This window comes from Shinella kummerowiae, from assembly GCF_009827055.1.
Taxonomy (GTDB): Bacteria; Pseudomonadota; Alphaproteobacteria; order Rhizobiales; family Rhizobiaceae; genus Shinella; species Shinella kummerowiae.
The window spans coordinates 170,472-196,017 of sequence record NZ_WUMK01000005.1 but is presented as its reverse complement, the minus strand read 5'-3'; the positions used below and the strand labels follow the sequence as shown (position 1 = coordinate 196,017).

At 63.8% G+C, this 25,546-nt stretch carries 25 protein-coding genes; 5 read left to right on the top strand and 20 right to left on the bottom strand.

Annotation, left to right across the window (positions count from 1 at the left end):
• Positions 1–4: 4 nt before the first annotated feature.
• Both GR138_RS14635 and GR138_RS14630 read left to right on the top strand, forming a co-directional pair.
• A complete protein-coding gene (locus GR138_RS14635; RefSeq protein WP_160859985.1) occupies positions 5–973 on the top strand; it encodes an ROK family protein in 969 nt (322 codons plus the stop codon).
• 10 nt (positions 974–983) lie between these two features.
• A complete protein-coding gene (locus GR138_RS14630) occupies positions 984–2,036 on the top strand; it encodes an SIS domain-containing protein (RefSeq protein ID WP_160859984.1) in 1,053 nt (350 codons plus the stop codon).
• Positions 2,037–2,064: 28 nt separating this feature from the next.
• On the opposite strand, the gene GR138_RS14625 is transcribed toward GR138_RS14630, so the two are convergent.
• From GR138_RS14625 to GR138_RS14605, 5 genes are all read right to left on the bottom strand, one after another.
• A complete protein-coding gene (locus GR138_RS14625) occupies positions 2,065–2,853 on the bottom strand; it encodes an inositol monophosphatase family protein (protein WP_160859983.1) in 789 nt (262 codons plus the stop codon).
• Positions 2,854–2,861: 8 nt separating this feature from the next.
• On the bottom strand, positions 2,862–3,599 hold the full coding sequence (locus GR138_RS14620) for an amino acid ABC transporter ATP-binding protein (protein ID WP_160859982.1): 738 nt from the start codon (positions 3,597–3,599) through the stop codon (positions 2,862–2,864).
• Positions 3,599–4,291 carry an ABC transporter permease gene (locus GR138_RS14615; RefSeq protein WP_160859981.1) on the bottom strand — a complete coding sequence of 231 codons (693 nt, stop codon included), beginning with the start codon at positions 4,289–4,291 and terminating at the stop codon, positions 3,599–3,601. Before GR138_RS14615 ends, GR138_RS14620 begins: the two co-directional genes overlap by 1 nt.
• Entirely contained in the window at positions 4,288–4,983 is a 696-nt protein-coding gene (locus GR138_RS14610; RefSeq protein ID WP_160859980.1) for an ABC transporter permease, read from the bottom strand. Before GR138_RS14610 ends, GR138_RS14615 begins: the two co-directional genes overlap by 4 nt.
• A gap of 65 nt (positions 4,984–5,048) precedes the next feature.
• Positions 5,049–5,861: a transporter substrate-binding domain-containing protein gene (locus GR138_RS14605; RefSeq protein ID WP_160859979.1), complete on the bottom strand. Its 813-nt coding sequence runs from the start codon at positions 5,859–5,861 to the stop codon at positions 5,049–5,051.
• 185 nt (positions 5,862–6,046) lie between these two features.
• Between GR138_RS14605 and GR138_RS14600 the strand changes: the two genes are divergently transcribed.
• Complete coding sequence (locus GR138_RS14600) at positions 6,047–7,159, top strand: aminotransferase class I/II-fold pyridoxal phosphate-dependent enzyme (protein ID WP_160859978.1); 1,113 nt, start codon at positions 6,047–6,049, stop codon at positions 7,157–7,159.
• Between the two features lie 35 nt (positions 7,160–7,194).
• Here the strand turns inward: GR138_RS14600 and GR138_RS14595 are convergent, their stop codons facing one another.
• The 8 genes from GR138_RS14595 to GR138_RS14560 all read right to left on the bottom strand — a co-directional run bounded on the left by GR138_RS14595 (position 7,195) and on the right by GR138_RS14560 (position 16,577).
• Positions 7,195–8,016 carry a helix-turn-helix transcriptional regulator gene (locus tag GR138_RS14595; RefSeq protein ID WP_160859977.1) on the bottom strand — a complete coding sequence of 274 codons (822 nt, stop codon included), beginning with the start codon at positions 8,014–8,016 and terminating at the stop codon, positions 7,195–7,197.
• Between the two features lie 122 nt (positions 8,017–8,138).
• Positions 8,139–9,374 (bottom strand): cysteine desulfurase-like protein, encoded by a 1,236-nt coding sequence (locus GR138_RS14590; protein WP_160859976.1) that lies wholly within the window; start codon positions 9,372–9,374, stop codon positions 8,139–8,141.
• 126 nt (positions 9,375–9,500) lie between these two features.
• Positions 9,501–11,045, bottom strand: coding sequence for an ABC transporter substrate-binding protein (locus tag GR138_RS14585; RefSeq protein ID WP_160859975.1), 1,545 nt, complete (start codon positions 11,043–11,045; stop codon positions 9,501–9,503).
• 33 nt (positions 11,046–11,078) lie between these two features.
• On the bottom strand, positions 11,079–11,930 hold the full coding sequence (locus GR138_RS14580; protein WP_160859974.1) for an alpha/beta hydrolase: 852 nt from the start codon (positions 11,928–11,930) through the stop codon (positions 11,079–11,081).
• 22 nt (positions 11,931–11,952) lie between these two features.
• Positions 11,953–13,635 (bottom strand): ABC transporter ATP-binding protein, encoded by a 1,683-nt coding sequence (locus GR138_RS14575; RefSeq protein ID WP_160859973.1) that lies wholly within the window; start codon positions 13,633–13,635, stop codon positions 11,953–11,955.
• Between the two features lie 4 nt (positions 13,636–13,639).
• Complete coding sequence (locus GR138_RS14570; RefSeq protein WP_160859972.1) at positions 13,640–14,473, bottom strand: ABC transporter permease; 834 nt, start codon at positions 14,471–14,473, stop codon at positions 13,640–13,642.
• Positions 14,470–15,411, bottom strand: coding sequence for an ABC transporter permease (locus GR138_RS14565; protein ID WP_160859971.1), 942 nt, complete (start codon positions 15,409–15,411; stop codon positions 14,470–14,472). Before GR138_RS14565 ends, GR138_RS14570 begins: the two co-directional genes overlap by 4 nt.
• On the bottom strand, positions 15,393–16,577 hold the full coding sequence (locus tag GR138_RS14560; protein WP_160859970.1) for a C45 family autoproteolytic acyltransferase/hydrolase: 1,185 nt from the start codon (positions 16,575–16,577) through the stop codon (positions 15,393–15,395). The genes GR138_RS14565 and GR138_RS14560 overlap by 19 nt, the downstream gene beginning before the upstream one ends.
• A gap of 133 nt (positions 16,578–16,710) precedes the next feature.
• On the opposite strand from GR138_RS14560, the gene GR138_RS14555 reads away from it, so the two are divergent.
• Positions 16,711–17,628 carry a GntR family transcriptional regulator gene (locus tag GR138_RS14555; RefSeq protein WP_160859969.1) on the top strand — a complete coding sequence of 306 codons (918 nt, stop codon included), beginning with the start codon at positions 16,711–16,713 and terminating at the stop codon, positions 17,626–17,628.
• A gap of 12 nt (positions 17,629–17,640) precedes the next feature.
• Here GR138_RS14555 and GR138_RS14550 read toward each other — a convergent pair whose 3' ends face one another.
• The gene (locus tag GR138_RS14550) at positions 17,641–18,204 is read right to left on the bottom strand and encodes a TetR/AcrR family transcriptional regulator (RefSeq protein ID WP_160859968.1); all 564 of its coding nucleotides are present in this window, start codon (positions 18,202–18,204) and stop codon (positions 17,641–17,643) included.
• 101 nt (positions 18,205–18,305) lie between these two features.
• Between GR138_RS14550 and GR138_RS14545 the strand changes: the two genes are divergently transcribed.
• Positions 18,306–19,781 (top strand): MFS transporter, encoded by a 1,476-nt coding sequence (locus GR138_RS14545; protein ID WP_160859967.1) that lies wholly within the window; start codon positions 18,306–18,308, stop codon positions 19,779–19,781.
• Positions 19,782–19,879: 98 nt separating this feature from the next.
• Here the strand turns inward: GR138_RS14545 and doeB are convergent, their stop codons facing one another.
• The 6 genes from doeB to ehuD are packed head-to-tail and all read right to left on the bottom strand — an operon-like array spanning position 19,880 to position 25,545.
• Positions 19,880–20,887 (bottom strand): N(2)-acetyl-L-2,4-diaminobutanoate deacetylase DoeB, encoded by a 1,008-nt coding sequence (doeB, locus tag GR138_RS14540; RefSeq protein WP_160859966.1) that lies wholly within the window; start codon positions 20,885–20,887, stop codon positions 19,880–19,882.
• A gap of 3 nt (positions 20,888–20,890) precedes the next feature.
• Positions 20,891–22,072, bottom strand: a complete 1,182-nt coding sequence (gene doeA, locus GR138_RS14535) for an ectoine hydrolase DoeA (RefSeq protein WP_160859965.1) — start codon at positions 22,070–22,072, stop codon at positions 20,891–20,893.
• A 34-nt stretch (positions 22,073–22,106) separates the two neighbouring features.
• Positions 22,107–23,099, bottom strand: coding sequence for an ectoine utilization protein EutC (gene eutC / locus GR138_RS14530; protein ID WP_160859964.1), 993 nt, complete (start codon positions 23,097–23,099; stop codon positions 22,107–22,109).
• Positions 23,096–24,103 (bottom strand): hydroxyectoine utilization dehydratase EutB, encoded by a 1,008-nt coding sequence (eutB, locus tag GR138_RS14525; RefSeq protein ID WP_160859963.1) that lies wholly within the window; start codon positions 24,101–24,103, stop codon positions 23,096–23,098. Before eutB ends, eutC begins: the two co-directional genes overlap by 4 nt.
• Before the next feature lie 3 nt (positions 24,104–24,106).
• Positions 24,107–24,883: an ectoine utilization protein EutA gene (eutA, locus tag GR138_RS14520; protein ID WP_420853648.1), complete on the bottom strand. Its 777-nt coding sequence runs from the start codon at positions 24,881–24,883 to the stop codon at positions 24,107–24,109.
• The gene (gene ehuD / locus GR138_RS14515) at positions 24,883–25,545 is read right to left on the bottom strand and encodes an ectoine/hydroxyectoine ABC transporter permease subunit EhuD (protein ID WP_160859962.1); all 663 of its coding nucleotides are present in this window, start codon (positions 25,543–25,545) and stop codon (positions 24,883–24,885) included. Before ehuD ends, eutA begins: the two co-directional genes overlap by 1 nt.
• Between the last annotated feature and the right edge of the window lies 1 nt (position 25,546).

The window sequence follows — 25,546 nt, the reverse complement described above, 5'->3', positions numbered from 1 at the left end:
CGCCGTGCCGCAGCAGGATTTCGCAATCGGCGTCGATATCGGCGGCGGCAGCACCAAGATCGGCCTGGTCTCGGCTGGCGGTGACATCGTCGCGCGGCGTCGCATCGTCGTCGATAGCAGCGATGGCGCCGACGCCATCGTCGGTCGCTATGCGGAGGCTATCCGCGACATCACGGCCGCCCATCCGCAGGAGAGACCGCTGGGCATCGGCATCGGTTTTCCGGGACGCATCCACCCGGACAACCTGTCCGGCAACCTCGGCAACATCCCCGCGCTCGACGACTTTCCACTGGCCGAGCGCCTCGGCGAATTGTTCTCGCTCCCCGCCCAGATGGAAAACGATGGGACCGCGGCCGGGCTTGCGGAAGCGATGTTCGGCAGGGACAGGGACGCCCAACGCCTTCTGTTGATCGCAGCAGGAACCGGCATCGGCGTTTCGCTCACCATCGACGGAAAACCCTTCATCACGTCGGGTGGTGGCCTCGGCAATGCCGGACAGCTCATCATTCACGGCACGGAAGGCCAACCCTGCCGGCAGGGCTGCATTGGCTGTCTGGAATCGCTGGCGTCCGGCGATGCGTTGAACGGCATCGCCCGGCGCTACTGCGCGGAAGTCCCTGCCAGCGCGCTGGCCGCGCGGGCGCGCGACCTCGGACGGGAGGCCGATGCCTCGGACGTTATCGTCACCGCATTTGAGGGCGACCCCGCTGCGAGAGCGATGCTGACGGATGTCGGACGGTGGCTCGGCCGCGGCGCCGCGACCTGGGCGCAGATTTTCGCCCCGGACGTCATCCTTCTCGGGGGTGGGTTGAGTGCCGCCGGCGACATGCTGCTGGAGCCGCTGGAAAAGGAGGCGCGTGCTTGCGGCCTCGACATGTATCTCGCGCCGGTGCGCTTCTCGCTCGCTTCCCTCGGCAACGAGGCCGGCATCATCGGCGCCGCCGCACAGATCTTTCTTGCCAACAAACCGTGATGGAGTTTTCGTGTCCCAATCCTACCTCGATGAAATCGCAGAACAGCCCGCAGGCATTCGCAAGCTCGCCAGCCTCATAACGCCGTGGCTCATTGCCGACGTGCAGGCCATCCGCACGGCCATCGACAAGGGTGAGGTAAACCACGTCATCCTCACGGGCATGGGCGGTTCCCTGTTCAGCGCCTACGGCACATGGCTGCGGCTCAGCCAGTCGCTGCCGGTTCCCGTCTCGCTGTGGGACAGTTCCGAACTCATTCAGCAAGCGCCGGGCGTCCTGCGCAAGGGTACCCTTGTCGTGGCAATTTCCCAGTCCGGCGAAAGCGTCGAGCTGCGCCGCATGACGGAGCTGGATGGTGGCGTCAGCATCAAGGTCGCCATCACCAACACAGCCGACAACAGCCTGTCGCGCTGGTCGTCGCTCTCTCTCGCTACGGAAGTCGGTCCGGAGCAGACCGTCTCCACCAAGACCTACACCGCCGGCCTCGTTGCACTCTACATTTTCGAGCAACTGCTTGTCGGCAACGGCGAAGCGCTTGGGGCCGAGATCGCAACGCTCGCAGATGCGGTCGCCAGCCTTCTTGCCGACCTGCCGGCGCAAACCGGCGAGATGCTGACCTTCCTCGGCCACGACAAACCCCTCACCTTCATTGGCCGCGGTGGCAGCTACGGCAGTGCGATGATGGCGGCGCTGGTCACCGCCGAAGCCGCCAAAGCGCCGACGCAGGCGCTGTCTGGCGGGCAGTTCCGCCACGGCCCGCTGGAACTGGTTCGCGACGGATTTTGCAGTGTGATGTTCACAGGAGACCAGGCCTCGACGCAGGAACTGAACGCCAAGACCGTGGCGGATATCGCCAGTTTCGGCGGACGCTGCCTGACGATCGCGCCGGCGAGCGCTGTTTCGGGCGTTGAAGAGATGGCCATCGCTCTTCCCGCCGTCGCCACCGGCCTCCTGCCCGTTCTCGAGATTCTGCCCATCCAGCTCCTCATGGTGCCGATGGCAATCGCGCGCGGATATGAGCCCGCAAAATTCCTCAACGGCTCGAAAATCACGATCGTCGAATAACGGCACTACCCTGCCTTGGCCCTCGTCCTCACCCGGATATTCGAGGGCCAAGACGCTCGAGGGCTGCGGCATGCAGGGCTCTGTCGCCAGCCGCAATCACCCGGCCTTGCCAGCCGAGATCGAGCGGCTGGCCCTCCCAGTCGGTCACGATGCCGCCGGCGCCTTCGATGATCGCCGTGGGGGCGAAAAGGTCGTAGGCATCGAAACCGGCATCGACGGCGAGGTCGGTGCGGCCGCGGGCAAGGCAGGCATAGCTGTAGCAACTGCCGCCATACTGGGTGAACTGCACCGCCGCATCGAGGCGCGCAAAGGGCGCGCGGTCCGCTTCGGGGACGAAGCGGGGGTTCGAGGAGGTCATGTAGGCATCGGAAAGTGCGGTGCCTTTGCGGCAGCGGATCGGTTTTCCGTTGTGCCACGCGCCACGGCCGGAAATACCGGTCAGGCGCTCGGCGGTCGCGGGAAGATCGATCACGCCCAGCAACGGCTTGCCGCCGTGCGCCAGCGAAATCAACGTGCCATAGACCGGAATGCCGGCCACCCAAGCGGCCGTTCCGTCAATCGGGTCGAGCACCCAGACGAATTCGGCGTCGAGCCGCTCGCTGCCGTGCTCCTCGCCCATGATGCCGTGATCGGGAAAAGCGGCGCGGATCTGTTCGCGCAGCCGCGCCTCGACGGCGCGGTCGGTGGCTGTGACAAAACTCGCATCCTGTTTCAGATCGACCCGTGGCGCTTCAGCAGCGGCGGACAGAAGCAGGGCGCGCGAGCTGTCGGCAAGTTTTTCGGAGAAGGCGAGGAAGGTTTCGGTAGGGTCGGTCATGTCAGCTCTCAATGGGCAAGGATCTGGCCGAGGAAGGTGCGGGCCCGCTCGGATTTGGGGGATGCGAAGAAGTCGTACGGCTTGGCGACCTCGACGATTTCGCCGTGGTCCATGAAGACGATGCGGTCGGCGACCGAGCGGGCAAAACCCATTTCATGCGTCACACAAACCATCGTCATGCCCTCCTGGGCAAGGTCGGTCATGACGTCGAGCACTTCGGAGATCATTTCCGGGTCGAGCGCGGAGGTCGGCTCGTCGAACAGCATCACTTCCGGGTTCATGCAGAGCGCGCGGGCGATGGCGACACGCTGTTGCTGGCCGCCGGACAGTTGCGAGGGATATTTGTGTGCCTGATCGGGGATGCGCACGCGGGTGAGATATTTCATGGCGATGGCTTCGGCCTCCGCCGTCGCGGTCTTCCGCACCAGCCGCGGCGCCAGCGTCAGGTTCTCCAGCACGGTCATGTGCGGGAAGAGATTGAAGCTCTGGAACACCATGCCGACCTCGCGGCGCACGCGGTCGATCTTCTTCTCGTCGTCGGTCAGTTCCTCGCCGGCGACGATGATACGGCCGCTGTCGTGCTCCTCGAGCCGGTTGATGCAGCGGATCATGGTCGATTTGCCCGAACCCGAGGGGCCGCAGACCACGACCTTCTCGCCCTTGGCAATCGTGAGATTGACGTCCTTCAGCGCGTGATAGGTTCCGTAGAACTTGTTCATCTTTTCGAGGACAATGATATCGGCCATCAGATCTTCCTCACATGGCGGTTTGTATAGGTTTCGATCAGCGTGAAGGCCGTCTGGATGATCCAGACCAGCACGAGATAGATGATCGTCGCGGCGATGAATATCTCGTAGGGGGCGAAGGTGTCGGCGACGATGGTGCGGGCAACGCCCGTCATTTCCATCAGCGTGACGGTGGAGGCGAGCGCGGTCGACTTCAGCATCGAGACGATTTCGTTGCTGTAGGCGGGAAGCGCCAGCCGCACGGCGAGCGGCGCGGTGATGCGCGTCGTCCTCTGGAACTTGCTAAGGCCGAGTGCCTTACCCGCCTCGATGAAGCCCTTGTCGACGCCGAGCACGCCGCCGCGCAGGATTTCCGAGACATAGGCTGCCGTGTTGAGAGAGAGCGCGATCACCGAGCACCAATAGGGATCGCGCAGGATCGGCCAGAAGACGCTCTGCCGGATGAAACCGAACTGCGGCAGGCCGTGATAGATGACGAAGAGCTGCACGAGCAACGGCGTGCCGCGGAAGAAATAGATATAGGCCCTGGCCGGCCAGACCAGCCAGGCGCGGCGAGACAATCGCATCAGAAGGATGCCTACGGCCAGGATCAGCCCGAACAGGGTGGAGACCGCGAGAAGATTGAGCGTCAACCCCAATCCCTGCAGGATCTTCGGCAGGCTGGAGGCGATCAGCGACAGGTCGAAGCTCATCGGGCACCTCTCAGATGGCGGTTTGCGCGCACCTCCAGCCAACCCACGGCGAGGGTGATCACCGTCGTTATCGCGAGATAGATCAGCGCCACGGTCATGTAGAGCAGGAAGGGACGGTGTATGAGGGAGTTCGCCATCTTGGCGACGAAGAGGATTTCCTCGAGGCCGATGATGGAAACGAGCGCCGTATCCTTCATGATGGAAAGCATGTGGTTGCCGAAATTCGGCAGAGCGAGCCGCCACATCTGCGGAAACCGCACATAGCGGAAGATCTGATGCCGTTTCAGGCTGAGTGCCCGCGCCGCCTCGATCTGGCCGCGGTCGACGCCGAGAAAGGCGCCGCGAAAGGTCTCCGTCATATAGGCGCCGACGATCAGGCCGATGGCGATGGATCCTGCCCAGAACGGCGGAAGATCGATGAACTTCACCGAGGGATCGAAGAGCTGGACCACCTGGGTGAGCGCAATCGCCATGCCGAAATAGAAGAGCAGCAGGACCAGAAGCTCCGGCGCACCGCGAAACACGATGGTGTAAGCTTGGGCGATGCCGCGAAGGACGCGGCTTTTGGAGAGTTTTGCCGAAGCGCCGAGGAGACCGCAGACGACCGCGATCACCAGCGACACCGAAAAGACCTGTAACACCGTCACCAGGCCGAAAAAGAAATCATCCCACCAGCCGTCGAGCATCGACATGCCATACCTCCATACTCTTCATGCAGATCGGGCGCCGCGGCTTAAGCGACGCCCGGAGGTGATGGTTACTGGCCAACGCCCTTCCAGTTTTGCGGCTGGATGGAGAAGGGGAAGTATTTCAGGCTGAACTTTTCAAGCGAGCCGTCCTTGATCATCGCCTCGAGCGCCGTGTCGATCTTGGCAAGCAGCGCCTCATTGCCCTTGCGCAGGCCGACACCGACGCCTGGACCGAAATATTCGACCTCGTCGATCGGCGGCGAGACGAACTCGAAGCCTGAACCATTCTCCTTGCTGAGGAAGTCGAGATAGGCCTTCATCGGATTGGTGATGGCGATGTCTATGCGGCCGTTCTGCAGGTCGAGCAGCATAGGCTGTGCACCGTCGTAGAGCGCAATTTCTGCACCCGGCAGCTTGGCTTCCACCCATTTCGCATAGGTCGAGGCGCGTTCCACGCCGAAGCGCAGGCCATTGAAGGCATCCGGGATCGGCTTGCCGTCCGCGTCGAACAGTTTCAGCGCGGCGTCCTTGGAACCGAGGATGCGGCCGAGCGAGACGCGATAGGGAACCGAGAAATCGATCTTCTGTTTGCGCTCCTCGGTAATCGACATGGAGGCGACGATCAGGTCGAACTTGCTGGCAAGCAGCGCCGGAATCATGCCGTCCCATTCCTGGCAGACATAGTCGAGTTCCACACCGATGCGCTCGGCGATGCCCTTGGCGACGTCGACGTCGTAGCCCGCCATCTCGCCCTCGGGCGTGCGGTAGTTGAAGGGTGCGTAGGTGCATTCCATGCCGACGCGCAGCGTTTCGGCTTGGGCGGGCATGGCCCCGGCAAGCCCGACGATTGCGGCAGACAGCAGACCGATCATGAATTTCATGGCATTCCCCTTTTTGTTAGGTCAGTCCTTGCGACGGTCCTCACACCGGCGAAGGGCAACGATGCGCTGGCAAGGAGGGGGAGAAAATCCACCCAAGGGATGATGGCCGGCATCACCCTCGGGGTGGATGGAATGTGACATCAGGTTGATCTAGCCCTGTGCCATACAGGCCAGAGGAGAGCCCCATGAAATACGCCCGCATGCCCATCGAGCTGGAATCACCGGAACAGCTTGGCTACGACACGATCCGCTACAACCTGTCGGAAAGCTCGGTCGCCGACCGGCGTCTGGGCGAGCTCAACCTCAAGCTGGACGACATCCTGTTGTGCTACGGCGACCATCGCGGCGCGCCGGATCTCCGCGGCCTGATCGCCGGCGCCGGCGATGGCCTCGCGGCCGACGACGTGCTCGTCACCGCGGGTGCGGCGGGCGCGCTGTTCATCATAGCGACCTCGATGCTCGACGCAGGCGACCACATCGTCGTGGTCCGGCCGAACTATGCCACGAATCTGGAAACGCCGCGCACCATCGGCGCCGACATGAGCATCGTCGATCTCACCTTCGAGACCGGCTACCGGCTCGATCTTACGGCAATCGAGGCGGCGATCCGCCCCGAGACGAAATATGTCTCGGTGACCTATCCGCACAATCCGACAGGCGTGATGATCTCCGAGGACGAGCTGAAGGCGCTGGTGGCCCTCATCGAGCGGAAGGGCACGCGCCTGCTCTTCGACGAGACCTACCGCGAAATGACTTCCGGCCCGATGCTGTCGGTCGCCGCCAGCCTGTCTGACCGGGTGATCAGCGTCTCCTCGCTCTCCAAGACCTATGGCATTCCCGGCATCCGTATCGGCTGGCTGATCACGCGTGATGCAGGGCTGATGGAAACATTCCTCGCCGCCCGCGAACAGATCGGCATTTCCGGCAGCATGGTGGACGAATACATCGCCTATGTCGCGCTCAGCCAGCGTGACGAATGGCTCGCCTTCAACAATGCCCGCATCGCCAGCGCCTTCGCCATCGTCAAGGACTGGATCGCCTCCGAGCCGCTCGTCGAATGGATCGAACCGTCGGGCGGTTGCGTCTGTTTCCCGCGCATCGTGCCGTCGGCGAATGTCGACCTCGCCGGCTTTCACGAAAGTCTCTATAGCCGCCACCAGGCCTATGTCGGCCGCGGCAGCTGGTTCGAGCAGAGCGATCGGCATTTCCGCATCGGCTATGCCTGGCCGACGGAGGACGAACTGCGCAAGGGCCTCGCCGCCATCTCGGCCGCGATCCGCGAAAACCTCAAGGGATGAACGACGGAAGGGGCGAACCCGGTTCGCCCCTCGCCTCAAAGATTGAGGCTGCGCAGGAACGTGGAAAACAGTTCCTGCTGCGTGGAGAGGTTGAGCTTGGCATAGAGCTTCTGGCGATGCGTCTTCACCGTCGCGATGGAAATGCCGAGGTGATAGCTGATCGACTCGCTGGAATGGCCTTTCAGGATCAGCAGGGCGACCTCCCGCTCACGCGGGCTGAGCAGGCCGCGGCCGAAATCACTGAAGAGATGGTCGATCGGACGTGCTTGCGGCGGCGTGTCGCTCCGCGAAAGGTGGCACCAGAGCCGCCGGAAGACCGCGGCAATCATCGGGTGTGCCTCGCGCAGCCGGGCAACGGACGCCGCGTCGAAACCACCTTCACTGCGGATGCGCGACAGGCTGATCTCCGCCATTTCACCGCCCGGCAGGTCCATAGCGATGAGCAGTTCCTCCATGCCCTCCGGCCAGCCATGCGTGCGGTAGCCCAGTTCCTCGTCCTCATGGCGGCGGATGTCGAGGCCGCGATAGAGATCGGACCCGAGATAGTCGTCGGGCGCCAGATCGCGCATCAGATAGATGCCCGCCGGCAAGCCGGAGAGATAGGCGTTATAGAACGGGTTGAGCAGATAGGTGCCGGCGATGAAGAGTTGCACCGCGCGCTTCGCCCGCGGGCCGGAAAACGTGTCGAAGACGTAGCTCGGGCCGCCATTCTTGCGATGAACCACCGACAGGGCCAGATGGAAGCGCGTAACCGAGCCGATGGCCGCCAGCAGCGCCGCAACGCTGTCAGGCTGGTCGTAGCGGTCGAGCGCGTGCGCAAAGGGCGCGATCCAACTGGCTGCGGCAGTTTCGGTCATGAGTCCATCTGTGAATTTCCCAAGGGAAACGGCTCGTTACTGCATAACTTTAAAGCATTCCAGAGACCTTCGTGCATGCTGAATGACGCGTGGCGCTGCACGCCCCCTTACGGCAGCCAACCTTACGCGACAAGCTTGCCGATCGCTGCAAGCGCGCGCTCGATCTCATCTGCGGTGTTGTAGTGCGCGATACCGATACGGACCACCCCTTCCTCCTCGGAGAGACCAAGATGGCGGGCCGGCTCCAGCGCATAATTGTGGCCGGACCAGATATTGATGTCCTCGGCCGCAAGCGCATCGGCGAAACGATGGGTCGAGATGCGGTCATGCGTAAACGAGATCGTCGGCACGCGATGGGCGAAGAGGTTGGGATTGGCGATACCGGCCAACCGGACGCCCGGCAGTGCCGTGAGCCCACCGACGAGGCGCCGCGTCAGGCCCGCCTCATAGGCATCGAAAGCCTGGTAGGCCCCTGCCATGCGCTCACGCCGCGTGCCTGAACTCCCCGTCGTCTCGCCCGCCCAGGCGAGATAGTCGATCGTCGCGGTGAGGCCGGCGAGAAGTTCAGTCTGCGGGGTACCGGTGCAGAAGCGGTCCGGGATGTCGTCGCTCTGGCAGCGCACACGATGCGGCGGCAGGTCGCGCAACAGTGCCGCACGCCCCCACAGCACGCCGAGATGTGGGCCGAAGAATTTATAGGAGGAGCAGACGAGGAAATCGCAGCCGATCGCCTGCACGTCCGGCAGGCGGTGCGGCGCGAGTTGCACCGCGTCGATCCAGACGAGCGCACCCGCTGCCCGCGCCAGCGCCGTCAGCGCGGCAACGTCGTTGATGCTGCCGGTCATGTTCGAGGCATAGTTGAGGGCGAGGAATTTTGTCCGCGGCGTCAGGAGAGCAGCGAGATCCTCCGGCTCGATGCGCCACGTTTCCTTGTTGAAGGGCAACCACTTCACCACGAGGCCGTAGGCTTCGGCCATCGAGAGCCAGGGCGAGACATTGCCTTCATGGTCCATGCGCGTGACGATGATCTCGTCGCCGGGCGCGAAGGTCTGGCCGATGACCCGCGCCATCTGGAAGGCCAGCGTCGTCATGTTCGGGCCGATGACGATCTCCTGCCAGGAGGTCGCATTGACGAATTCCGCCGCCGCCTCATGCGCCGCGCGCCAGACCGCATCCGCCCGCTGCGAGGCGGCAAACCGCCCGCCGAGATTGGACGAGGCCGTCGCCATCGCCTCGGCCACGGCCTCGATAACCACCCTGGAAACCAGCGTTCCGGCCGGATTGTCGAGAAAGGCAGTGCCGGAATTCTCCAACGCGGGGAAGGAGGCGCGGATCAGCTCGATGGGATAGGCGGTCATAGGGCCCTCTTTGCAGAATGCGGTTGTTGCATCTGTGTGCCGCTTTCTGCAAAGCGTCGCTATCCTCCTAGAAGATGAGGGGACAGCTCGCTGGAGCCGTCCCCCTCCCAATCGCTACGACAGGACTCAGTTCTTCTTCACTCCCCAGGCCCGTTCCTTGTCGGCAGCCCAGACATCGAAGCCTTCGATCTTGGCGCCGACAGCCGCGACCACCGGTTCGTAGTAGAGCCCAAAGATCGGCAGGTCCTTGGCCATCAGGGCGTGGATTTCCTTGAAGACCGCCTTGCGAGCCTCGAAATCCGTGGTCTTGGTCGACTTGATATAGAGCTGCCAGGCTTCTGGATTGTCCCATTGCGCTGTCGGCTCGACCGTCTTGTCGCCCATGATGACGCCATAGAACTGCGAGGGATCGAGGCGGGCGGAATAGCCGAAGGACTGCATCTGGAATTTCCCGGCCAGATAGTTGTCGAGCTGGGCCGCCCAGTCCAGCACTTCGAGTTCCGCATTGATGCCGGCGGCCGCCAGCATCGCCTGCACCAGGATGCTGTTCTCATACATGCCCTGGTAGCGGGTGTTGGTCTGGATCTTGATCACCTCGCCCTTGTAGCCGGCCTCTGCCAGCAGCGTCTTGGCCGCCTCCGGATTGTATTCCGGCCACGTCAGGAAGTCCTCGTCGAAATAGGCGCTCGCCTGCGGCACGCCGGAGGGGTTGAACGCCGAGAGACCGGCCGTGCGCGCCGCCGCGATCTGCTCGAAATCGATCGCGTGGGCGATCGCCTGGCGCAGCTTGACGTTCGACATCAGGGGATCGGTCGTCTGGATCAGCATCGGGGTCAGAGACAGCCCGGCCGTCGTCAGCACCTTGAGGCCGCGCGACTTGGCGTCCTCCATACGCTGGGATTCGAAGTTGGGCAGTACGTCGATCTCACCGGCAAAGAGCGCGGTTTCGGCGGCGGACGTATCCGGAATGATCATGAACTTGGCTTCGTCCACGAGCGCCGTGCGGTCGCCGGCATAACCGCTCGCCTTCTCTTTCGAAGGCGCGTAGCCGTCAAACTTCTCCAGCGTGATGTACTGCCCCTTCACCCATTCCTTCAGCTTGAAGGAGCCGCTGCCGATGGCGGTATCGGCGATCCATTTGCCGTCCGGGCCGGCATTCTTGGGGCTCGCGACCCAGCCGTTGCACTGGATGTTGGCAAGCTGGGCGAGGAAGAGCGCACTCGGCTCGTTGATGCGGAAGACCACGGTACGCGGATCGGGCGTTTCCACGGTCTCCACCTTCAGGCCCTGCGAGCCGTCGAAGAAGGCATTGCAGAACCATTCGACGCCGGTGGCGACGCGGCGGTCCCAGTTCCATTTGACGTCCGCCGAGGTCACGGGATCGCCATTGTGGAAGGTGGCGCCTTCGCGGATCGTGAAGGTGTAGGTCTTGCCGTCTTCCGAGACGGTCCAGGCTTCGGCAAGCGCCGGGCCGATGCTCAGGTCGGCGCGAAAGCCCACCAGCGTTTCGAAGATGTGGTGCAGCACGGTATCGGTGTTGGCATCGCGGTCGATGCCCTCCGTGCCGCGAATATCGGCATTGATGCGAATGTTCAGCGTTGCCGCCTGCGCAGCCGCGCCAAACAGCAGACCTGCTGCCAGCGCCGTCGAAATCAAGAATGTGCGGTTCATGGTGGTCTCCGATTGTTCCCCGCTTTGTTATCGTCAGGAGCGCTCGCGGATTGCGCCCAGCGTTTCTGCAAAAAAGTCCTTCACCTTGCCGATAAGCTCATGGTCGTCGTGGGTGATGCCCGGTACGATGTCGTGGCGCACCTGCACACCGTGCTGCTCGAAGCTGTGCTTCAGCGAGCGCATGCGGTCGTTGCGGTTGGCGCCGGCGCGGTCGGCGCCCGGCATGTACCAGGCGTCGTCCGGGGTGATGGTGATTTCCCAGGTTTCGAGATCATCTCCGCCGATCACCATCTGCACGGCAACCTTGCGGATCGCCTCGAGATCGACCGGCTTACCGAAGACCTTTTCGAAATCGCGCACGCCGACCCAGAAGTCGTGGTCGAAATCGAGCAGCGTCACGACGCCCGGCGCGCCGATCGAGGCGGCAAGCAGGCGTTCGGGATGGAGGTAGAGGAACCGATGGGTGAAATGCCCGCCGCCGGAAAAGCCGTACATCATCACCCGGTCGCCTTCGATGCGGTATTTCTCCTGCATCTCGGCGATCATATCGAGCATGATCGCATCGTAATGCAGATCACCGGCCCGCAGCATTTTGTAGGACGAAAGATCACCGGGAAAGCAGATGTTCGTCGGAAACAGCGGGCACAGGATGATGACGCCATTGGCCTCCGCGAAATCGGCAAAGGCGTCGCGATAGGCCTGCATGCCGCGCTCCGTGCCGTGCACGATCACGGCCAGCGGATAGGTCTTGTCGCCATCCTCCTCGTAATCGTCGGGAACATAGGCGCAGTAGGGAAAGCGCTGGTCGAGCCGCGAGGCATAGACGGTCGTATGGCCGAAATCATAGTAGGTCAGTTTCTGGCCGTGACCGCTGACATTACGCATGGATAATCTCCTCTCCGATCATTCACAAAGCTGCCGCGCTCGGCAGGACGGGATGCTGAAGGACGCGGGATGACGCGCCCGTAAAGGTGCGGTCGAGCAGCATCGCCGCATCGAGAAGGCGGCGGGTGTAAACATGCTGCGGCCGGTCGAAGACATCGTCGCGCGTGCCAATCTCGACGATGCGACCGTTTTCCATCACCGCCACACGGTCGGCCACCTGCTCCACCGCGCCGAGATCGTGCGAGACGAACAGACAGGCGAAGCCGTAGCGTGCCTGCAGGTCGCGAAAGAGTTTCAGGATCTGCTTCTGCACCGTCATGTCGAGCGCCGAAACCGGCTCATCGGCCACCACGAAGGCCGGGCGGCCGACGATGGCCCGGGCGATCGCCACGCGCTGGCGCTGGCCGCCGGACAGTTGATGGGGGAAACGTTCGGCAAGCTCCGGCGCAAGCCCGACTTCGGCGAAAACCTCTTTCACCCGCGCCCGCCGTTGCGCGCCGTCCATTCCCGGATCGAGCTTCAAAGGTTCCTCGACGAGGTCCGCGATGCGCTGACGCGGATCAAGGGAGGAATAGGGATCCTGGAAGACGATCTGAATCTGCTGGCGCAGGGTGCGGCTTGCCGCATCCCGCCCATAGGCGAGTGGTGCGCCGCGAAAGTCCATCGCGCCTTCGGATGGCGTGACGAGCCCGACGATTGCCCGGCCAAGCGTCGTCTTGCCGGAACCGGAGGCCCCGACCAGCGCGAGCGTCTCGCCCCGGTTGATCGTCAGGTCGACGCCATGCACGGCACGCTTGCCTGCCGTCTTGCCGAAGAGCTTCGGCCGGCCCGGATAATCGATGACGATGTCCTTGAGTGTGATCAGCGGCTCGGCGGACGCGCTCACCGAACGGCCACCGCCGGCGCTGCGGCGCGGCAGGGCATCGACGAGCCGCCGTGTATAGTCGTGTTTGGGCGCATGCAGCACCTCGGCCGCCTCGCCCTGTTCCACCGCTTTGCCCTTGTGCATAACGACGACGCTGCGCACGTAGTGGGAGACCATGCCAAGGTCGTGGCTGATCAGCAGAACAGCCGTTTCGTTCTCCTGCGTCAGTTCCACCATCAGGTCGAGCACATCCCGCTGGATCAGCGTGTCGAGCGCCGTCGTCGGCTCGTCGGCGATCAGGAGCGCCGGTTTCAGCAGCATGACGGAGGCCAGCATGATGCGCTGGCGCATGCCGCCGGAAAATTCATGCGGGTAGGCAGCGAGGCAGCGCGCCGGGTCCTGGATGCGGATGCGCTCCAGCATGGCGAGGCTGCGGTCGCGGATTTCATGCTTCCCGAGCTTATGGTGCAGTGCCAGCCCCTCGGCCATCTGCCGGCCGATGGTCATGGCGGGGTTGAGCGAGACCATCGGTTCCTGGAACACCATGCCGATCTTCGCCCCGCGAATGCCGCGCAGCCCGGCTGGCGGCAATGTGGTGAGCTCGGTTCCGTGAAAGTGGATGCGGCTGTCCGCCGTCACCGCAAAGGGCGGCGGCAGCAGGCCGAGTATGGAGCGCGCCGCCATGGTCTTGCCGGAGCCGGATTCGCCGACCAGTGCCAGCATTTCGCCGGCCGGCAGCGTGAAATTCAGGCCGTCGACGACGGTCGGGCCGGTCGCTCCCATCCGGACGGAGAGCTTTTCGACGGAGAGAACGGTCGCAGTTTCCTTCGTGCCAGCCATCGGTTCAATCCTGCATCTTCGGGTCGAGCCAGTCGCGCACCGCATCGCCGAGAAGGTTCACGCCAAGCAGCGTGATCGAGATGCAGAGGCCGGGCAGAATGATGATGTGCGGCGCCTGGTTGATGTAGGGGCGACCGGTGGAGAGCATGTTGCCCCAACTCGGCGCCGGCGGCGGCACGCCGAGGCCAAGGAAAGACAATGCGCTTTCCGACAGCACGACCCAGCCGAACATCGTCGTTGCCAGCACCATGATCGGCGCCAGACAATTGGGCAGCACATGGCGCAGCATGGTGACGATGCCGCTGTTGCCCATCACCCGCGACGCCTCGACATATTCCCGTTCGCGGATCGACAGCACCGTGCCGCGCACGACGCGCACCGCGACCGGCATGTAGGCAATGCCCAGCGCGATGATGATGCCGTTGCGGCTGGCGCCGAACACGGCCATGAAACCGAGCGCCAGCAACAGGCCGGGAAAGGCGAGCAGCGCGTCGTTGACCATCATCAGCAGGCGATCCGTCCAGCCGCGCAGGAAGCCGGCGAGAATGCCGAAGAATGTGCCGAAGACGATGGCGAAGAGAACGGTGGCGAAGGCGATCCAGGCGCTGGTCCGCGCGCCGTACATCAACCGGCTCAGCATATCGCGACCGAACTCGTCCGCACCGAGCAGGTGCGCGGCGGAAGGGCCTTTCAGCCGGGCAAGCAGGTCGAGCTTCAGCGGATCATAGGGAGCAAGCCACGGCCCAAAGATCGCGACCAACAACAGGAGACCGACAACGGTAATACCGATCAGGCCGTTGAACCGCATGGCAGGAATACCGAGTGCGCGCGCAATCATGCCGTCACCCTTGGATCGAGAAGCGGATAGAGCAGATCGACCAGCAGGTTGACCAGCACATAGAGGAAGGCGGTGAACAGCATGCAGCCCTGCACGATGGGATAGTCGCGGGCATAGATGCCATCCACCAGCAGGCGGCCGAGGCCGGGAATGGTGAAGACCATCTCGATGACGGCGATGTTGGCAAGCAGGCTGCCGAGAACGAGGCCGATCAGCGTCATGGTGGGTGCAAAGGCGTTCTTGAAGGCGTGACGCCACATGACGGTCGATTCCGGCAGCCCCTTGGCCCGCGCATGGGTGATGTATTCCAGCCGCGCCACCTCGATGGTGCTCGCCCGCGCCATGCGGGTGATTGAGCCGGATTCGACCAGAACCAGCGTCACCACCGGCAGAATGATGAACAGCAGCGCGCTGCCGAAATCACGGCTGAACGGTACGTAACCGACCACCGGAAGCCAGCCGAGTTGCAGGCCGAAAATGAGGAGCAGCATCAACCCGAGCCAGAAGCTGGGAATGGAAAGAAGCAGCGTGGAGGTCGCAATGACCGCGATGTCACCGGCGCGGTTCTGCCTCCAGGCGGCGAACATGCCGGCCGGCACGGCGATCAGCGTCGCGAAGAAGACGGCGACGACGACGATGGTCGCCGAAACCGAGAACCGCTCCAGCATCAGTGGCAGGACGGGCTGGCGCGTCGAGATCGATTGGCCGAAATCGCCGGACAGCACGTCGCCGAGCCAGTAGAGATATTGCAGCGCGATCGGCCGGTCGAGGCCCATCTCGTGTCGCAGGGCCTCCAACTGGCCGGGCTGGGCGAGATCGCCCAGCATCAGCGCCGCCGGATCGCCAGGAATCATCCGCATGAGTGCGAAAACGGCGATGGAGACGAGAAACAGCGTCGGTATCGCCGTGGCGATGCGGGTCAGGACGAAGCGGACCATCTCTTCCCTCCCCCAACCGTCCCGTCGGATGCACCGGCCGCCCGCGCAAATGCGTCCGCGTCCATGGCCAGGTCGTAGCGTGTGAAATTGCGGTTGATCGCCGGCAGCGGGGCGATTTCCATGACACCCTTCGCCGGTTCACAGACGATCATCGCGACCGTCGCCGAGAGGTTGCCGCCGTCCTTGACAAGCGGCGCGCGGCAGACGCAGAAGGGCGCGCCGAAATCGTCGAAGAACGCGCGCTTCAGGTCGTCGGCGCCGAGCTTGCCACCACTGTCCTGCAAGGCCTTCAGCACGCGGTGATCGCGGTAGAGGCTGTCCGGAACGTTGGCGAGGCCGGTTTCCTTCAGTTTCGAAAGCGCGACGGCGCTCTGCCAATGGTTGGCATGCACGATCATTCCGTCTTGAGGATGGATCGGGAAGGCTTCGTCCGGCGCGCATTCGAGGTCGACCGCGTAGCCTTCGGCGGTGCTCAGCATCATGTTGTTCGAGCCGGATTTCGGCGTGATGGCGACGACGCGCAGGGCCATGGCGAAATGCCTTGCCTCCAATGCCCGGCGGCGGATGAACGGCAGCGGAATACCCATCTCCCGGTAGTCGCGGTCGCTTTCGAGGTAGTTGGCGGTGATGGTGATGCCGGCGGAATTGAAGCCGCTGCGCGCAAGTCCGCCCGCTTCCGTGAAGGTCAGGATATCCGGACCGTCGTCGCGCAGGATGCGCAGGACGACCGATGTGTCGGCACACTCCGCACGCCAGTCCCAGTTCTGGCCGTGGATGACGGTGCCGTCGCGCGTCACCTCCGGCAGGAGCACGGCGCCGGTGCAGCCGTCCGGTTCATCGTCGGCAACGCCCGCCTCGAGCCGGGCAAGCTGCAAAACCTCGGTGCGCGCATTGACCAGCACGATCGCCGACAGGTTGACGCCCGCCCCCTCGGCGATGCCTTCCATTTCCGTCACCAGATCCGGCGCCCAGTCACGGATACGCGGCAGGAAGAGGGCAACGAGCCGCTCGATATTGGCGTCGTCAAAGCCGAGGCGGTGAAGCTGGTCGGTATAGAGGCGTGCGGAGAGGCTGATACGCTCCCGCGCTTTCTCGCCATACATCCGGCCACGCTCCCGCGGCGCACCACTGATCTCGATAAGGGGAAAGGGGGTGATCTCTGCCATATGCCATGCCTCGATGTCCGTCTGTGATTTCAGCGTAATGCATTTTGTACAAATGAAAAGCACTAATTTCGAAAAATTATGAGATCGCATTGCGTTGTGTTATCGCTATAATGCGAACAGAGATGAGGACGACATGGACTATTCGGACGCCGACCCCTCGGACGGACCCAGCACTTTGCAGCTCGATCTGGCCCGCCGGATCATCGACAGGATCCGCGACGCGGGCTTGAGCGTCGGCACCCGCGTGTCCGCGCCGGAGCTGGCGCGGATCTTCGGCGTGTCGCGCTCACCGATCACCGGCGCGCTCGATCTGCTCGTGGAAAAGGGCGTGCTCCAGCCGATGGAAACGCGCGGGCTTCGCGTTGCGCGCGACGTCTCGACGCTCAACCTGAGCGAAATCCTGCCGAACTCGCCAATCGAAGATCTCTACCGGCAAATGCTGCGCGAGCGGGCCCAGGGCGCGTTGCCGCAGGATGTGTCGGAAGCCGAACTCATGCCGCGCTACGGCGTCTCACGCGGCATCGTGCGCAAGCTCCTGATGCGCTTTGCCGCCGAGGGCCTGGCGCAACGCCTGCCCGGTCACGGCTGGCGCTTCGTCGATACGCTGGTCGGCGAGGAAGCCTATCGCGAAAGCTACGAATTCCGCGCCATCGTCGAATGTTCGGCGTTGCGCACACCACATTTCAAGGTGGACAAGGACATTGCCGGGCAGATTCGCCGCGCGCATGAACGCATCCTCAGCGATCCGGCCAGCCGCTCGGGCAGCGATGAATGGTTCCGCGTCAACGCCTTCTTCCACGAAAATCTGGCGGGTTTTTCCGGCAACCGCTTCCTGACCGATGCTGTCCGCCACCAGAACAACCTGCGCCGCATGCAGGAATCCGCCGCCTTCTTCGAGCTGCCCGCCGAGCGCATCGAGCAGTCCTGTCGCGAGCACCTCGCCATCCTCGACGCGGTGGAAAACGCCGACCTTGAATGGGCAGAGGCCCTGCTCCGCCAGCACCTCAAGCAAGCTTTGGAATACGGGGGCGGGCGTGATGACAACGACTGACGGTCAGCGGCTCTAAAGCGGCGCCTTGTCTTTGCCCTCGCCCGCGAGGGCGAGCATATCGGAAAACAACGCGGCCCACTGCGCCTGCGTCAGGTCGATGAGACCGAAGGCCTTCAGCAGAAAGGCCCCCTCGCCGGCAAGGAAGGCAAGCGCCGCTTTCCTGTCGGCTTCGTTCTCCATGTCCAGCCCCGCCAGGCGCTGGGTGTACCAGATCCGGGTGGAGGCCACCTGATCGGGGCTTTGCAGCAGCGCCGTCATCATGGCTGCCGAGCGGGAATGTTCCGCCTCGTCGCTGTCGCGGCTGGCCGCCAGATGCCCGCGGATGATCGCGCGCGGCGACTGGTCGGCGCCCGCATGGGCCGTCACCTCGGCCTCGAAACCGTTGCCCCAGCGCTCGATCATCGCCCGGATCAGGTTTTCCTTCGTGCCGAAGCAATATTGCACGCCACTCTTGGTGATGCCGGCCGCTCGCGCCAAGGCCTCGAAGGACAGCCCGGCAGCGCCGCTCTCCACCACGATGCCCTCGGCGGCATCCAGCACCTTGTCCCGATCTATGCTGCGCGGTCGTCCCGCCATTTTGCCTCTTCCATTTCAATACGATCGTATTTATATAGCTGCCGAACGCAGGGCAACCCGTAAAAAGCCGTGCGAAGGATCAAGACTCAAGGATTATGTCAATGTCTCGCGGTAAACGCTGGCTCGTTCTCGCCGTCGTCTCCAGTGCCCTGTTCCTGATCGTCATCGACATGACGGTGCTATACACGGCCCTGCCCGTCCTGACGCAGGCCCTATCGGCAAATGCATCCGAAAAGCTTTGGATCGTCAACGCCTACCCCCTGGTCGTCGCCGGCCTTTTGCCGGGGCTCGGCACGCTCGGCGACAGGCTCGGCCACAAGCAGATGTTCATGGCGGGCCTCGTGGTGTTCGGCGCGGCCTCCATCGCCGCCGCTTTTGCACCGTCGCCCGAGTTGCTGATCGCGGCGCGGGCGGCCCTGGCCGTCGGCGCCGCGATGATGATGCCTGCGACCCTGTCGCTCATCCGGCTGACCTTCACCGATGAACGGGAACGCGCGCTTGCGATCGGCATCTGGGCGGCCGTCGCCTCGGGCGGCGCGGCACTGGGTCCCGTCGTCGGCGGGCTGCTGCTCGAATATTTCTGGTGGGGCTCGGTCTTCCTCATCAACGTGCCGGTGGTGCTGGTTGCGCTCGCCGCGAGCGGCGTGCTGTTGACCCGCCGCGCCGGCGACAGGAGCCGCCCGTGGGATCTTGTCGGCTCGATCCAGGTGATGGTCGGCCTCGTGGGCATGACCTATGCCATCAAGGAAGCCGGGCGGCGTGATCCCTCCTGGGAGATGGCAGGCCTAGCGCTTGTGATCGGCCTTGTCGCCATGGTGCTGTTCATCCGCCGCCAGCGCCGCAGTGCCGCGCCGCTGATCGATTTTTCGCTGTTTGCCAATCCGCGCTTCTCGGCTGGCGTGGCAACGGCGCTTGTCGCCTCGGCAGCGCTGATCGGCGTGGAGCTGGTCTTCAGCCAGCGGCTGCAACTGGTTCTGAGCTATTCGCCGCTCGAGGCAGGCCTGCTCATTCTGCCGATCCCCATCGCATCCTTCTTCGCCGGCCCGCTGACCGGTCTGGCGCTGCCGCGCCTCGGTGGCGAGCGCGTGCTGTGGGGCTCCCTCCTGCTCACAGGCCTCGCGCTCGCGGTGTTCCTCGCCATACACGACGGGCCGACGGTGTTCTGGCTCTCGGCACTGGCGGTGATGGGCTTCGGCGTCGGCGCGTCCATGACGGCTGCATCCACCGTGATCATGCTCTCCGCCCCCGAAGAACGCGCGGGCATGGCCGCCTCCGTGGAGGAAGTCTCCTTCGAACTCGGCGGCGCACTCGGCATCGCGCTGCTCGGCAGCCTGATGTCCGCCCTGTATTCACGCGCGATGATCCTGCCCGCGGGAACCGAACACGCCACGCAGGCGCGCGACAGTCTGGACGAGGCCCTGATGCTCGCCGACAGGCTCGCGCCCGCACAGGCCGATCAGGTCATCACCCTTGCCCGCGGCGCATTCGACTACGCTTTTGTCGGGGTCATTATCGCCGCCGCGCTGCTACTGGTCAGCGTCTCTTTCGCCGTTCGCTGGAAGACTTCGGCACGTTAGTGAACCGGAGAAAAGACGGCAAACATCCCCAGCGTCGCCGACAACCGGCGACGCGCGCTTCGTGAGCGCGGCCCACTCTCCTTGCAAGCCGCTGGGTATCAGACGACGACGGCCGCCAGAACGCTGACGCAGTCACCGGACTTCACGAGACCGGGGAAATGGCGGGCCGTGAGAATGCCGTCCATTTTCGCCTTCACCTCCAGCGGCTGTGCGCCGGTGCGGCCGATGGGATAGATCCGGGCAACGACATCGCCGCTCTTTACGTCGTCGCCGAGATCGAAGACCGGTTCGATAAGTCCGCCATCCTCGGCGAAGGAGAAACAATTGCCGTCCGGCATGTCGAGCCAGGTCGTTTGCGCCGTCTCGAGCGCGCCCTTGAGGATGCCGGCTGCCTTCAGCACATTGGCAACACCCCTCCTGGCGATAGCGGCGCTTTTCGCCGTCGCCGTGCCGCCGCCACCGAGTTCGGTGGTGATGAAGATCTTGCCCATGTCTTCGGCCGCCGTGTCGTACATGCCGACGGCGTCGATCTCCAGCATCTTCATCGACCAGGGCGCGCCGAAGGCGCGGACGAGCTCAAAGGCTTTGGCCTCCTGCATCTCGTCGGGCAGAACATGAGCCGCGCAGAACGGCAGGAAATCGAGTGTCCTGCCGCCGGAATGATAGTCGAGCACGATATCGGCAAGCGGCAGCAGCGTGCGCTGGAAGTAGTCGGCGATCTTCTGGGTGACGCTGCCGTCCGGGGCACCCGGAAAGCTGCGGTTCATGTTGCCCTTGTCGATCGGCGACGTGCGCGTGCCGGCAAGGAAGGCCGGATAGTTCATCGCCGGCACGATGATCACGCGCCCCGTTACATCCTGCGCCTTCAGCGTTCGGGCGAGATCGAAGAGCGCAATCGGCCCTTCATATTCATCGCCGTGGTTGCCGCCGGTGAGAAGGGCCGTCGGCCCCTCCCCGTTCTTAACGACAGTGAGCGGGATCATCACCGAGCCCCAGGCGGAGTCGTCGCGGCTGTAGGGCAGGCGCAGAAAGCCGTGCTGCACGCCCTCGGCCGCAAAATCGACCGTGGGGCTTATCGGCGAGGGACGCAGAGCATGCTCCGACATGGCTCAATCCTTCACGAAAAGCTTGCGCGGCACGTTGGCCAGGCACTCGACACCGGTGTCGGTGATCAGAATGCTTTCCGTGGTCTCAAAACCCATGTCTTCGAGCCAGAGGCCTGTCATGAAATGGAAGGTCATGCCGGGCTTCAATTCGCTTCTGTCACCGGGGCGCAGGCTCATCGTGCGCTCGCCCCAGTCCGGCGGATAGGACACGCCGATGCCGTAGCCCGTGCGGTTGTCCTTGACGATGCCGTACTTTTTGAGGACGGCGAAGAAGGCATTCGCGATGTCCTCGCAGGTATTGCCGGGCCGCGCCTTTTCCAGCCCCGCCGCCATGCCTTCGAGCGTCGCCTTTTCCGCATCGAGAAACGCCTGCGTCGGCTTGCCGAGGAACACTGTTCGCGAAAGCGGCACGTGATAACGGTTGTAGCAACCGGCGATCTCGAAGAAGGTGCCTTCACCCGATTTCATCGGCCGGTCGTCCCAGGTGAGATGTGGCGCGGACGCCTCCACCCCAGACGGAAGCAGCGGCACGATCGCCGGGTAGTCGCCGCCGATGCCGTCCACGCCGCGCGTGCCGGCGTCATAGATTTCCGCGACGAGATCGCACTTGCGCATGCCGACTTCGATCGTGTCGAAGATGCGCTGGTGCATCGTTTCGACGATGCGCGCGGCGTTGCGCATGTAGCGGATTTCCGTCTCGCTCTTCACCGCACGCTGCCAGTTGACGAGCGCCGTGGCGTCGACGAAGCGGGCATTCGGCAGGTGTTTTTGCAACGAGGCGAAGGCCGCGGCCGAAAACCAGTAATTGTCCATCTCGACGCCGATCGTCAGCCTGTCGAGGCCGCGTTCGGTAAGTTTGGCCGCGAGATAATCCATCGGATGCCGCTCTGTGGACTGCACATAGTGGTCCGGATAGCCGATGATGTTTTCGTGCTTCAGATAGGCAGTGAATTTCGCGCCGGTGGCATCCTGCCCGCGGCCATACCAGATCGGCTCGCCGGTCGGCGGCACGATGACGCACTGGTGCACATAGAAGGACCAGCCGTCATAACCCGTCAGCCAGTTCATGTTCGACGGGTCGCTGGCGATCAGCACGTCGATACCCTTGGCTTCCATGGCCTTTCGCGTCTTCTCAAGGCGCGTTTGATACTCCGGAAGTGAGAACTTCAGGTTCGCTTGTTTCATCGGTGTTTCCTCTGTACCCGGCAAAAAGCCGGTCTCAACTCTCGAAGGTCGTGCCGGCATCCGTTGCGGCGGCGCGAGCGGCAGCAAGGGTTGCGATGGCCGTGTCCTGAATGCCCGTGCCGGTAAGGTCCGCCAAGGTGATCTGCTCGGGGGCCGTGCGGCCCGGTTTGCGCTCGGCGATGATCTCACCGAGTTCTGGGAAAAGCGTGCCCTCCGTCACCAATCCGGCCTCTATGGCATGGTGCAGTTCGCCGAGGCGGCGCGTCTGTTTGAGGCTATCGGCGACGTAGAGGCCAGCGCCGGTGATGATGGCTGGCGCGATCTCGTTCTTGTGTTCTGCGTCCGAGCCCATCGCCGTGACATGTTGCCCGGGCTGCAGCCATTCCGCCTGAAGGATCGGCGTCTCAGAGGGCGTGGTGGTCACGACAATGTCAGCACCATCGACCGCTGATCGGCCATCGGTCTGCGCCCACACGGGGAAGCCAAGCTTCAACGTCAGGTCCGCCGCAGCCGCCTCCGCCTTTGCCGCATCCCGAGCCCAGATGCGCGCCTCGCGGATCGGGCGGACAAGGCTCAAGGCTTCGAGTTGCATTTTGGCCTGCATGCCCGCGCCGAAAATGGCGGCGACCGCGGCATCGGGGCGCGACAGATATCGAGCGGCAACGGCGCCGGCGGCGGCGGTGCGCACATCGGTCAGATAACCGTTGTCGAGCAGAACGGCCTGCACCAGGCCGGTCCTGGTCGAGAACAGCACCATGAGGCCGTTGGTGCTCGGCAGACCGATCTTCGGATTGTCGAAGAAGCCGGGGCTGATCTTGATGGCAAAACCGTCGAGACCCGGCACATAGGCGGTCTTCACGTCGACCTCCGCACGCTGCTCCGGCATGTCGAGCCGCAGGATCGGCGGCATGACGACGGCCTTGGTGACAAGCGCATGGAAGGCGTCCTCCACGCAGGAAATCGCCTCCAGATCGAGCGGAACGATGCGGCGCAGTTCCGCCTCGGTGAGTATCTTCATCTTCGTCATGCCGCTTCCTCCGCAAACGGATCAGCCTTGCCGCTGATGACCCGATGGTGCAGGCCCATATCCACATTGCGGCCTGATAGAATGACGGCAACGGGCCCCTCCAGCCTGCCGAGCCGGCCGGAGAGCAGCGCCGCGATACCGACCGCCCCTGCTCCTTCAACGACCTCACGCTCTTCGGCATAAGCATGCCGCATACCGGCAGCGATCTCGGCTTCGGAGAGCAGGATCACGTCATCGAGCAGCGCGCGGCACATGCCGAAGGTCACGGCATTGTCGAGGCCGATGCCGCCGCCAAGCGAATCCGCAAGGCTCGCCACCTCTTCGACCTGCACCGGCCGCCCCGCATCGAGGCTGGCCTTCATCGCCGCGCCGCGTTCCATGGTAAGGCCGATCACGCGCGTTTTCGCCGACCGGCCCTTCACCGCCGCGGCGACACCCGCAGCCAGCCCGCCGCCGGACAGCGGCACAAGCACGACCGCTGCCTCCGGCATGGCCTCGATGATCTCCAGCCCCAATGTGCCCTGCCCCGCCACCACGGCTGGATTGTCGAAAGGCGGCACCATCACAAGACCATCTTCAGCGACCAGACGCTCCACCTCGAGCTGCGCTTCGTCCTGCGATCTACCGATGATGCGCACGGTTGCGCCGAGCCTGCGGATTTCCGCCACCTTGTTGTCCGGCACCAGTCGGGACATGCAGATCGTCGCGACCGACCCCTCCGCCTTGGCCGCATGGGCAAGCGCGCGGCCGTGATTGCCCGTCGAGGCGGCAACGACACCCCTCGCCCGCGCGTCCGGCGAAAGTGAGAGCACGGCGTTCGTCGCGCCGCGCAGCTTGAAGCTGCCCGTCGTCTGGTGGTGTTCGAGCTTGAGGCCGACCGGTACACCGCAAAGCTCGGTGAGCGACGCCGAAGGGACGAAGGGCGTATGCAGGATGCGACCCTCGATCCGTCGGGAAGCTTGCTCGATATCCGCCAAGGTCACGGGATGGATTTCATGTGCCATGACTTACCGGCCCGCATAGGAGAGTGTCATGAGCCGGCCAAGCGCCGGTCTTGCGGTTTCATCACCACAAAGGCGCAGGCAGGCCCAGGCTGTGGCCAGGTTGCTGGTGACAACCGGTTTGCCGGTCGCGGCTTCGATCTCGGCCGCTACGCCGGCCGCACGCACGGCGGTGCACGAAATGAAGAGCGCGTCGCTATCGGGCGCCATCGCTTCCTTAGCGAAGGCGACGATGTCGCTGGGGGAAATCCGGGCCATCTCACGATCGTCGGTGAGGCCCAGGCAGGTGAAGCGGGCGATGTCGAAGCCGAGCGCCAGGAAGTAGTCGGCCATCGGCCGGCTGGTTTCGAGCGTGTAAGGCGTGAGCACGGAAATACGCCTCGCGCCGAACGCCTTGAGGCCGGATGCCGCGGCGGCAGTGGGCGTGACGACGGTCGCTGTCGGCTTGGCAGCCCGCACCGCTGCCTGCACCTGCGCATCGCCGATGGCGACGGAGGCGGAGGTGCAGGAGTACATCACCACGTCGAGCGGCTCGTCCGGCAGAATGAGTGCTGCTCCCGCCGTCAGCGATGGCTGCATGGCGCGCAGGTTCTCCGGCGTGACCGGATTGGCATAGGGGATGCGGGTCGAATAGACGCCGATGCGGTCGCTTGCGACCATGCGCTGGAAATCCACTTCCGTCGTGTGGTCGGTCGCAAGGATGATCAGGCCGACGCGCTTGGCCAGGGGGCGGTCATCGAGTTTTGGCGCGCGAGAGGCGAGCGTGAGATCAAGCGTTTGCATCAGCGTTCCTCCACCCGGGCGTAGCGTTCTTCCAGCCAGCGCAGGAAGACGACGGAGATCAGGCTCATGATCAGGAAGAAGACACCCACCATCGTCATCGGCTCGATATAGCGGTAACTACTGTTGGCAACGCTTTTTGCCTGGTTCATCAGCTCGAGCACCGTAATGGCGGAAAGCAGCGGCGTCTCCTTGAACATGGCGATCAGATAGTTGGCGAGTGCCGGGATCATCGGCGGGATCGCCTGCGGCAGGATGACATGGATCCAGGTCTGCCGGCCGGTGAGGTTCGTCGCCTTCGCGGCCTCCCATTGACCACGCGGCACGTTCTCGATGCCGGCGCGGTAGACTTCGGCCGCGTAGGTGCCGTAGTGCAGGCCAAGGCCGATGACGCCGGCCATCAGCGCCGGCAGGCGGATGCCGATATCCGGCAGAACGAAGAAGATGAAGTAGAGCTGCACCAGCAGCGGCGTGCCGCGGATGAACTCGACGATAAAGCCGGTGGCCCTTGCGATCGGCTTTGGTGCCGTCATGCGCAGGATCGCGAAGATGAGGCCGACAACAGCGGCGACGGCAGCACCAAGCACGGTCGCGAGAATGGTGATCTTCAACCCTGCAAGCAGGGTCGGCATGATTTCCCAGACGAAGTTCCAGTCCCATTCCATC

Bases quoted from the DNA above. Each gene is read 5' to 3' on its own strand.
- doeA (WP_160859965.1), bottom strand. From the start codon at position 22,072: ATGAAACAAGCGAACCTGAAGTTCTCACTTCCGGAGTATCAAACGCGC.
- eutB (WP_160859963.1), bottom strand. From the start codon at position 24,103: ATGGCACATGAAATCCATCCCGTGACCTTGGCGGATATCGAGCAAGCT.
- GR138_RS14615 (WP_160859981.1), bottom strand. From the start codon at position 4,291: ATGAGCTTCGACCTGTCGCTGATCGCCTCCAGCCTGCCGAAGATCCTG.
- GR138_RS14565 (WP_160859971.1), bottom strand. From the start codon at position 15,411: ATGGTCCGCTTCGTCCTGACCCGCATCGCCACGGCGATACCGACGCTG.
- GR138_RS14550 (WP_160859968.1), bottom strand. From the start codon at position 18,204: ATGGCGGGACGACCGCGCAGCATAGATCGGGACAAGGTGCTGGATGCC.
- GR138_RS14620 (WP_160859982.1), bottom strand. From the start codon at position 3,599: ATGGCCGATATCATTGTCCTCGAAAAGATGAACAAGTTCTACGGAACC.
- eutC (WP_160859964.1), bottom strand. From the start codon at position 23,099: ATGACGAAGATGAAGATACTCACCGAGGCGGAACTGCGCCGCATCGTT.
- GR138_RS14610 (WP_160859980.1), bottom strand. From the start codon at position 4,983: ATGTCGATGCTCGACGGCTGGTGGGATGATTTCTTTTTCGGCCTGGTG.
- GR138_RS14585 (WP_160859975.1), bottom strand. From the start codon at position 11,045: ATGAACCGCACATTCTTGATTTCGACGGCGCTGGCAGCAGGTCTGCTG.
- GR138_RS14605 (WP_160859979.1), bottom strand. From the start codon at position 5,861: ATGAAATTCATGATCGGTCTGCTGTCTGCCGCAATCGTCGGGCTTGCC.
- GR138_RS14580 (WP_160859974.1), bottom strand. From the start codon at position 11,930: ATGCGTAATGTCAGCGGTCACGGCCAGAAACTGACCTACTATGATTTC.
- GR138_RS14560 (WP_160859970.1), bottom strand. From the start codon at position 16,577: ATGGCAGAGATCACCCCCTTTCCCCTTATCGAGATCAGTGGTGCGCCG.
- GR138_RS14590 (WP_160859976.1), bottom strand. From the start codon at position 9,374: ATGACCGCCTATCCCATCGAGCTGATCCGCGCCTCCTTCCCCGCGTTG.
- GR138_RS14545 (WP_160859967.1), top strand. From the start codon at position 18,306: ATGTCTCGCGGTAAACGCTGGCTCGTTCTCGCCGTCGTCTCCAGTGCC.
- eutA (WP_420853648.1), bottom strand. From the start codon at position 24,883: ATGCAAACGCTTGATCTCACGCTCGCCTCTCGCGCGCCAAAACTCGAT.
- doeB (WP_160859966.1), bottom strand. From the start codon at position 20,887: ATGTCGGAGCATGCTCTGCGTCCCTCGCCGATAAGCCCCACGGTCGAT.
- GR138_RS14570 (WP_160859972.1), bottom strand. From the start codon at position 14,473: ATGATTGCGCGCGCACTCGGTATTCCTGCCATGCGGTTCAACGGCCTG.
- GR138_RS14600 (WP_160859978.1), top strand. From the start codon at position 6,047: ATGAAATACGCCCGCATGCCCATCGAGCTGGAATCACCGGAACAGCTT.
- GR138_RS14555 (WP_160859969.1), top strand. From the start codon at position 16,711: ATGGACTATTCGGACGCCGACCCCTCGGACGGACCCAGCACTTTGCAG.
- ehuD (WP_160859962.1), bottom strand. From the start codon at position 25,545: ATGGAATGGGACTGGAACTTCGTCTGGGAAATCATGCCGACCCTGCTT.
- GR138_RS14575 (WP_160859973.1), bottom strand. From the start codon at position 13,635: ATGGCTGGCACGAAGGAAACTGCGACCGTTCTCTCCGTCGAAAAGCTC.
- GR138_RS14625 (WP_160859983.1), bottom strand. From the start codon at position 2,853: ATGACCGACCCTACCGAAACCTTCCTCGCCTTCTCCGAAAAACTTGCC.
- GR138_RS14595 (WP_160859977.1), bottom strand. From the start codon at position 8,016: ATGACCGAAACTGCCGCAGCCAGTTGGATCGCGCCCTTTGCGCACGCG.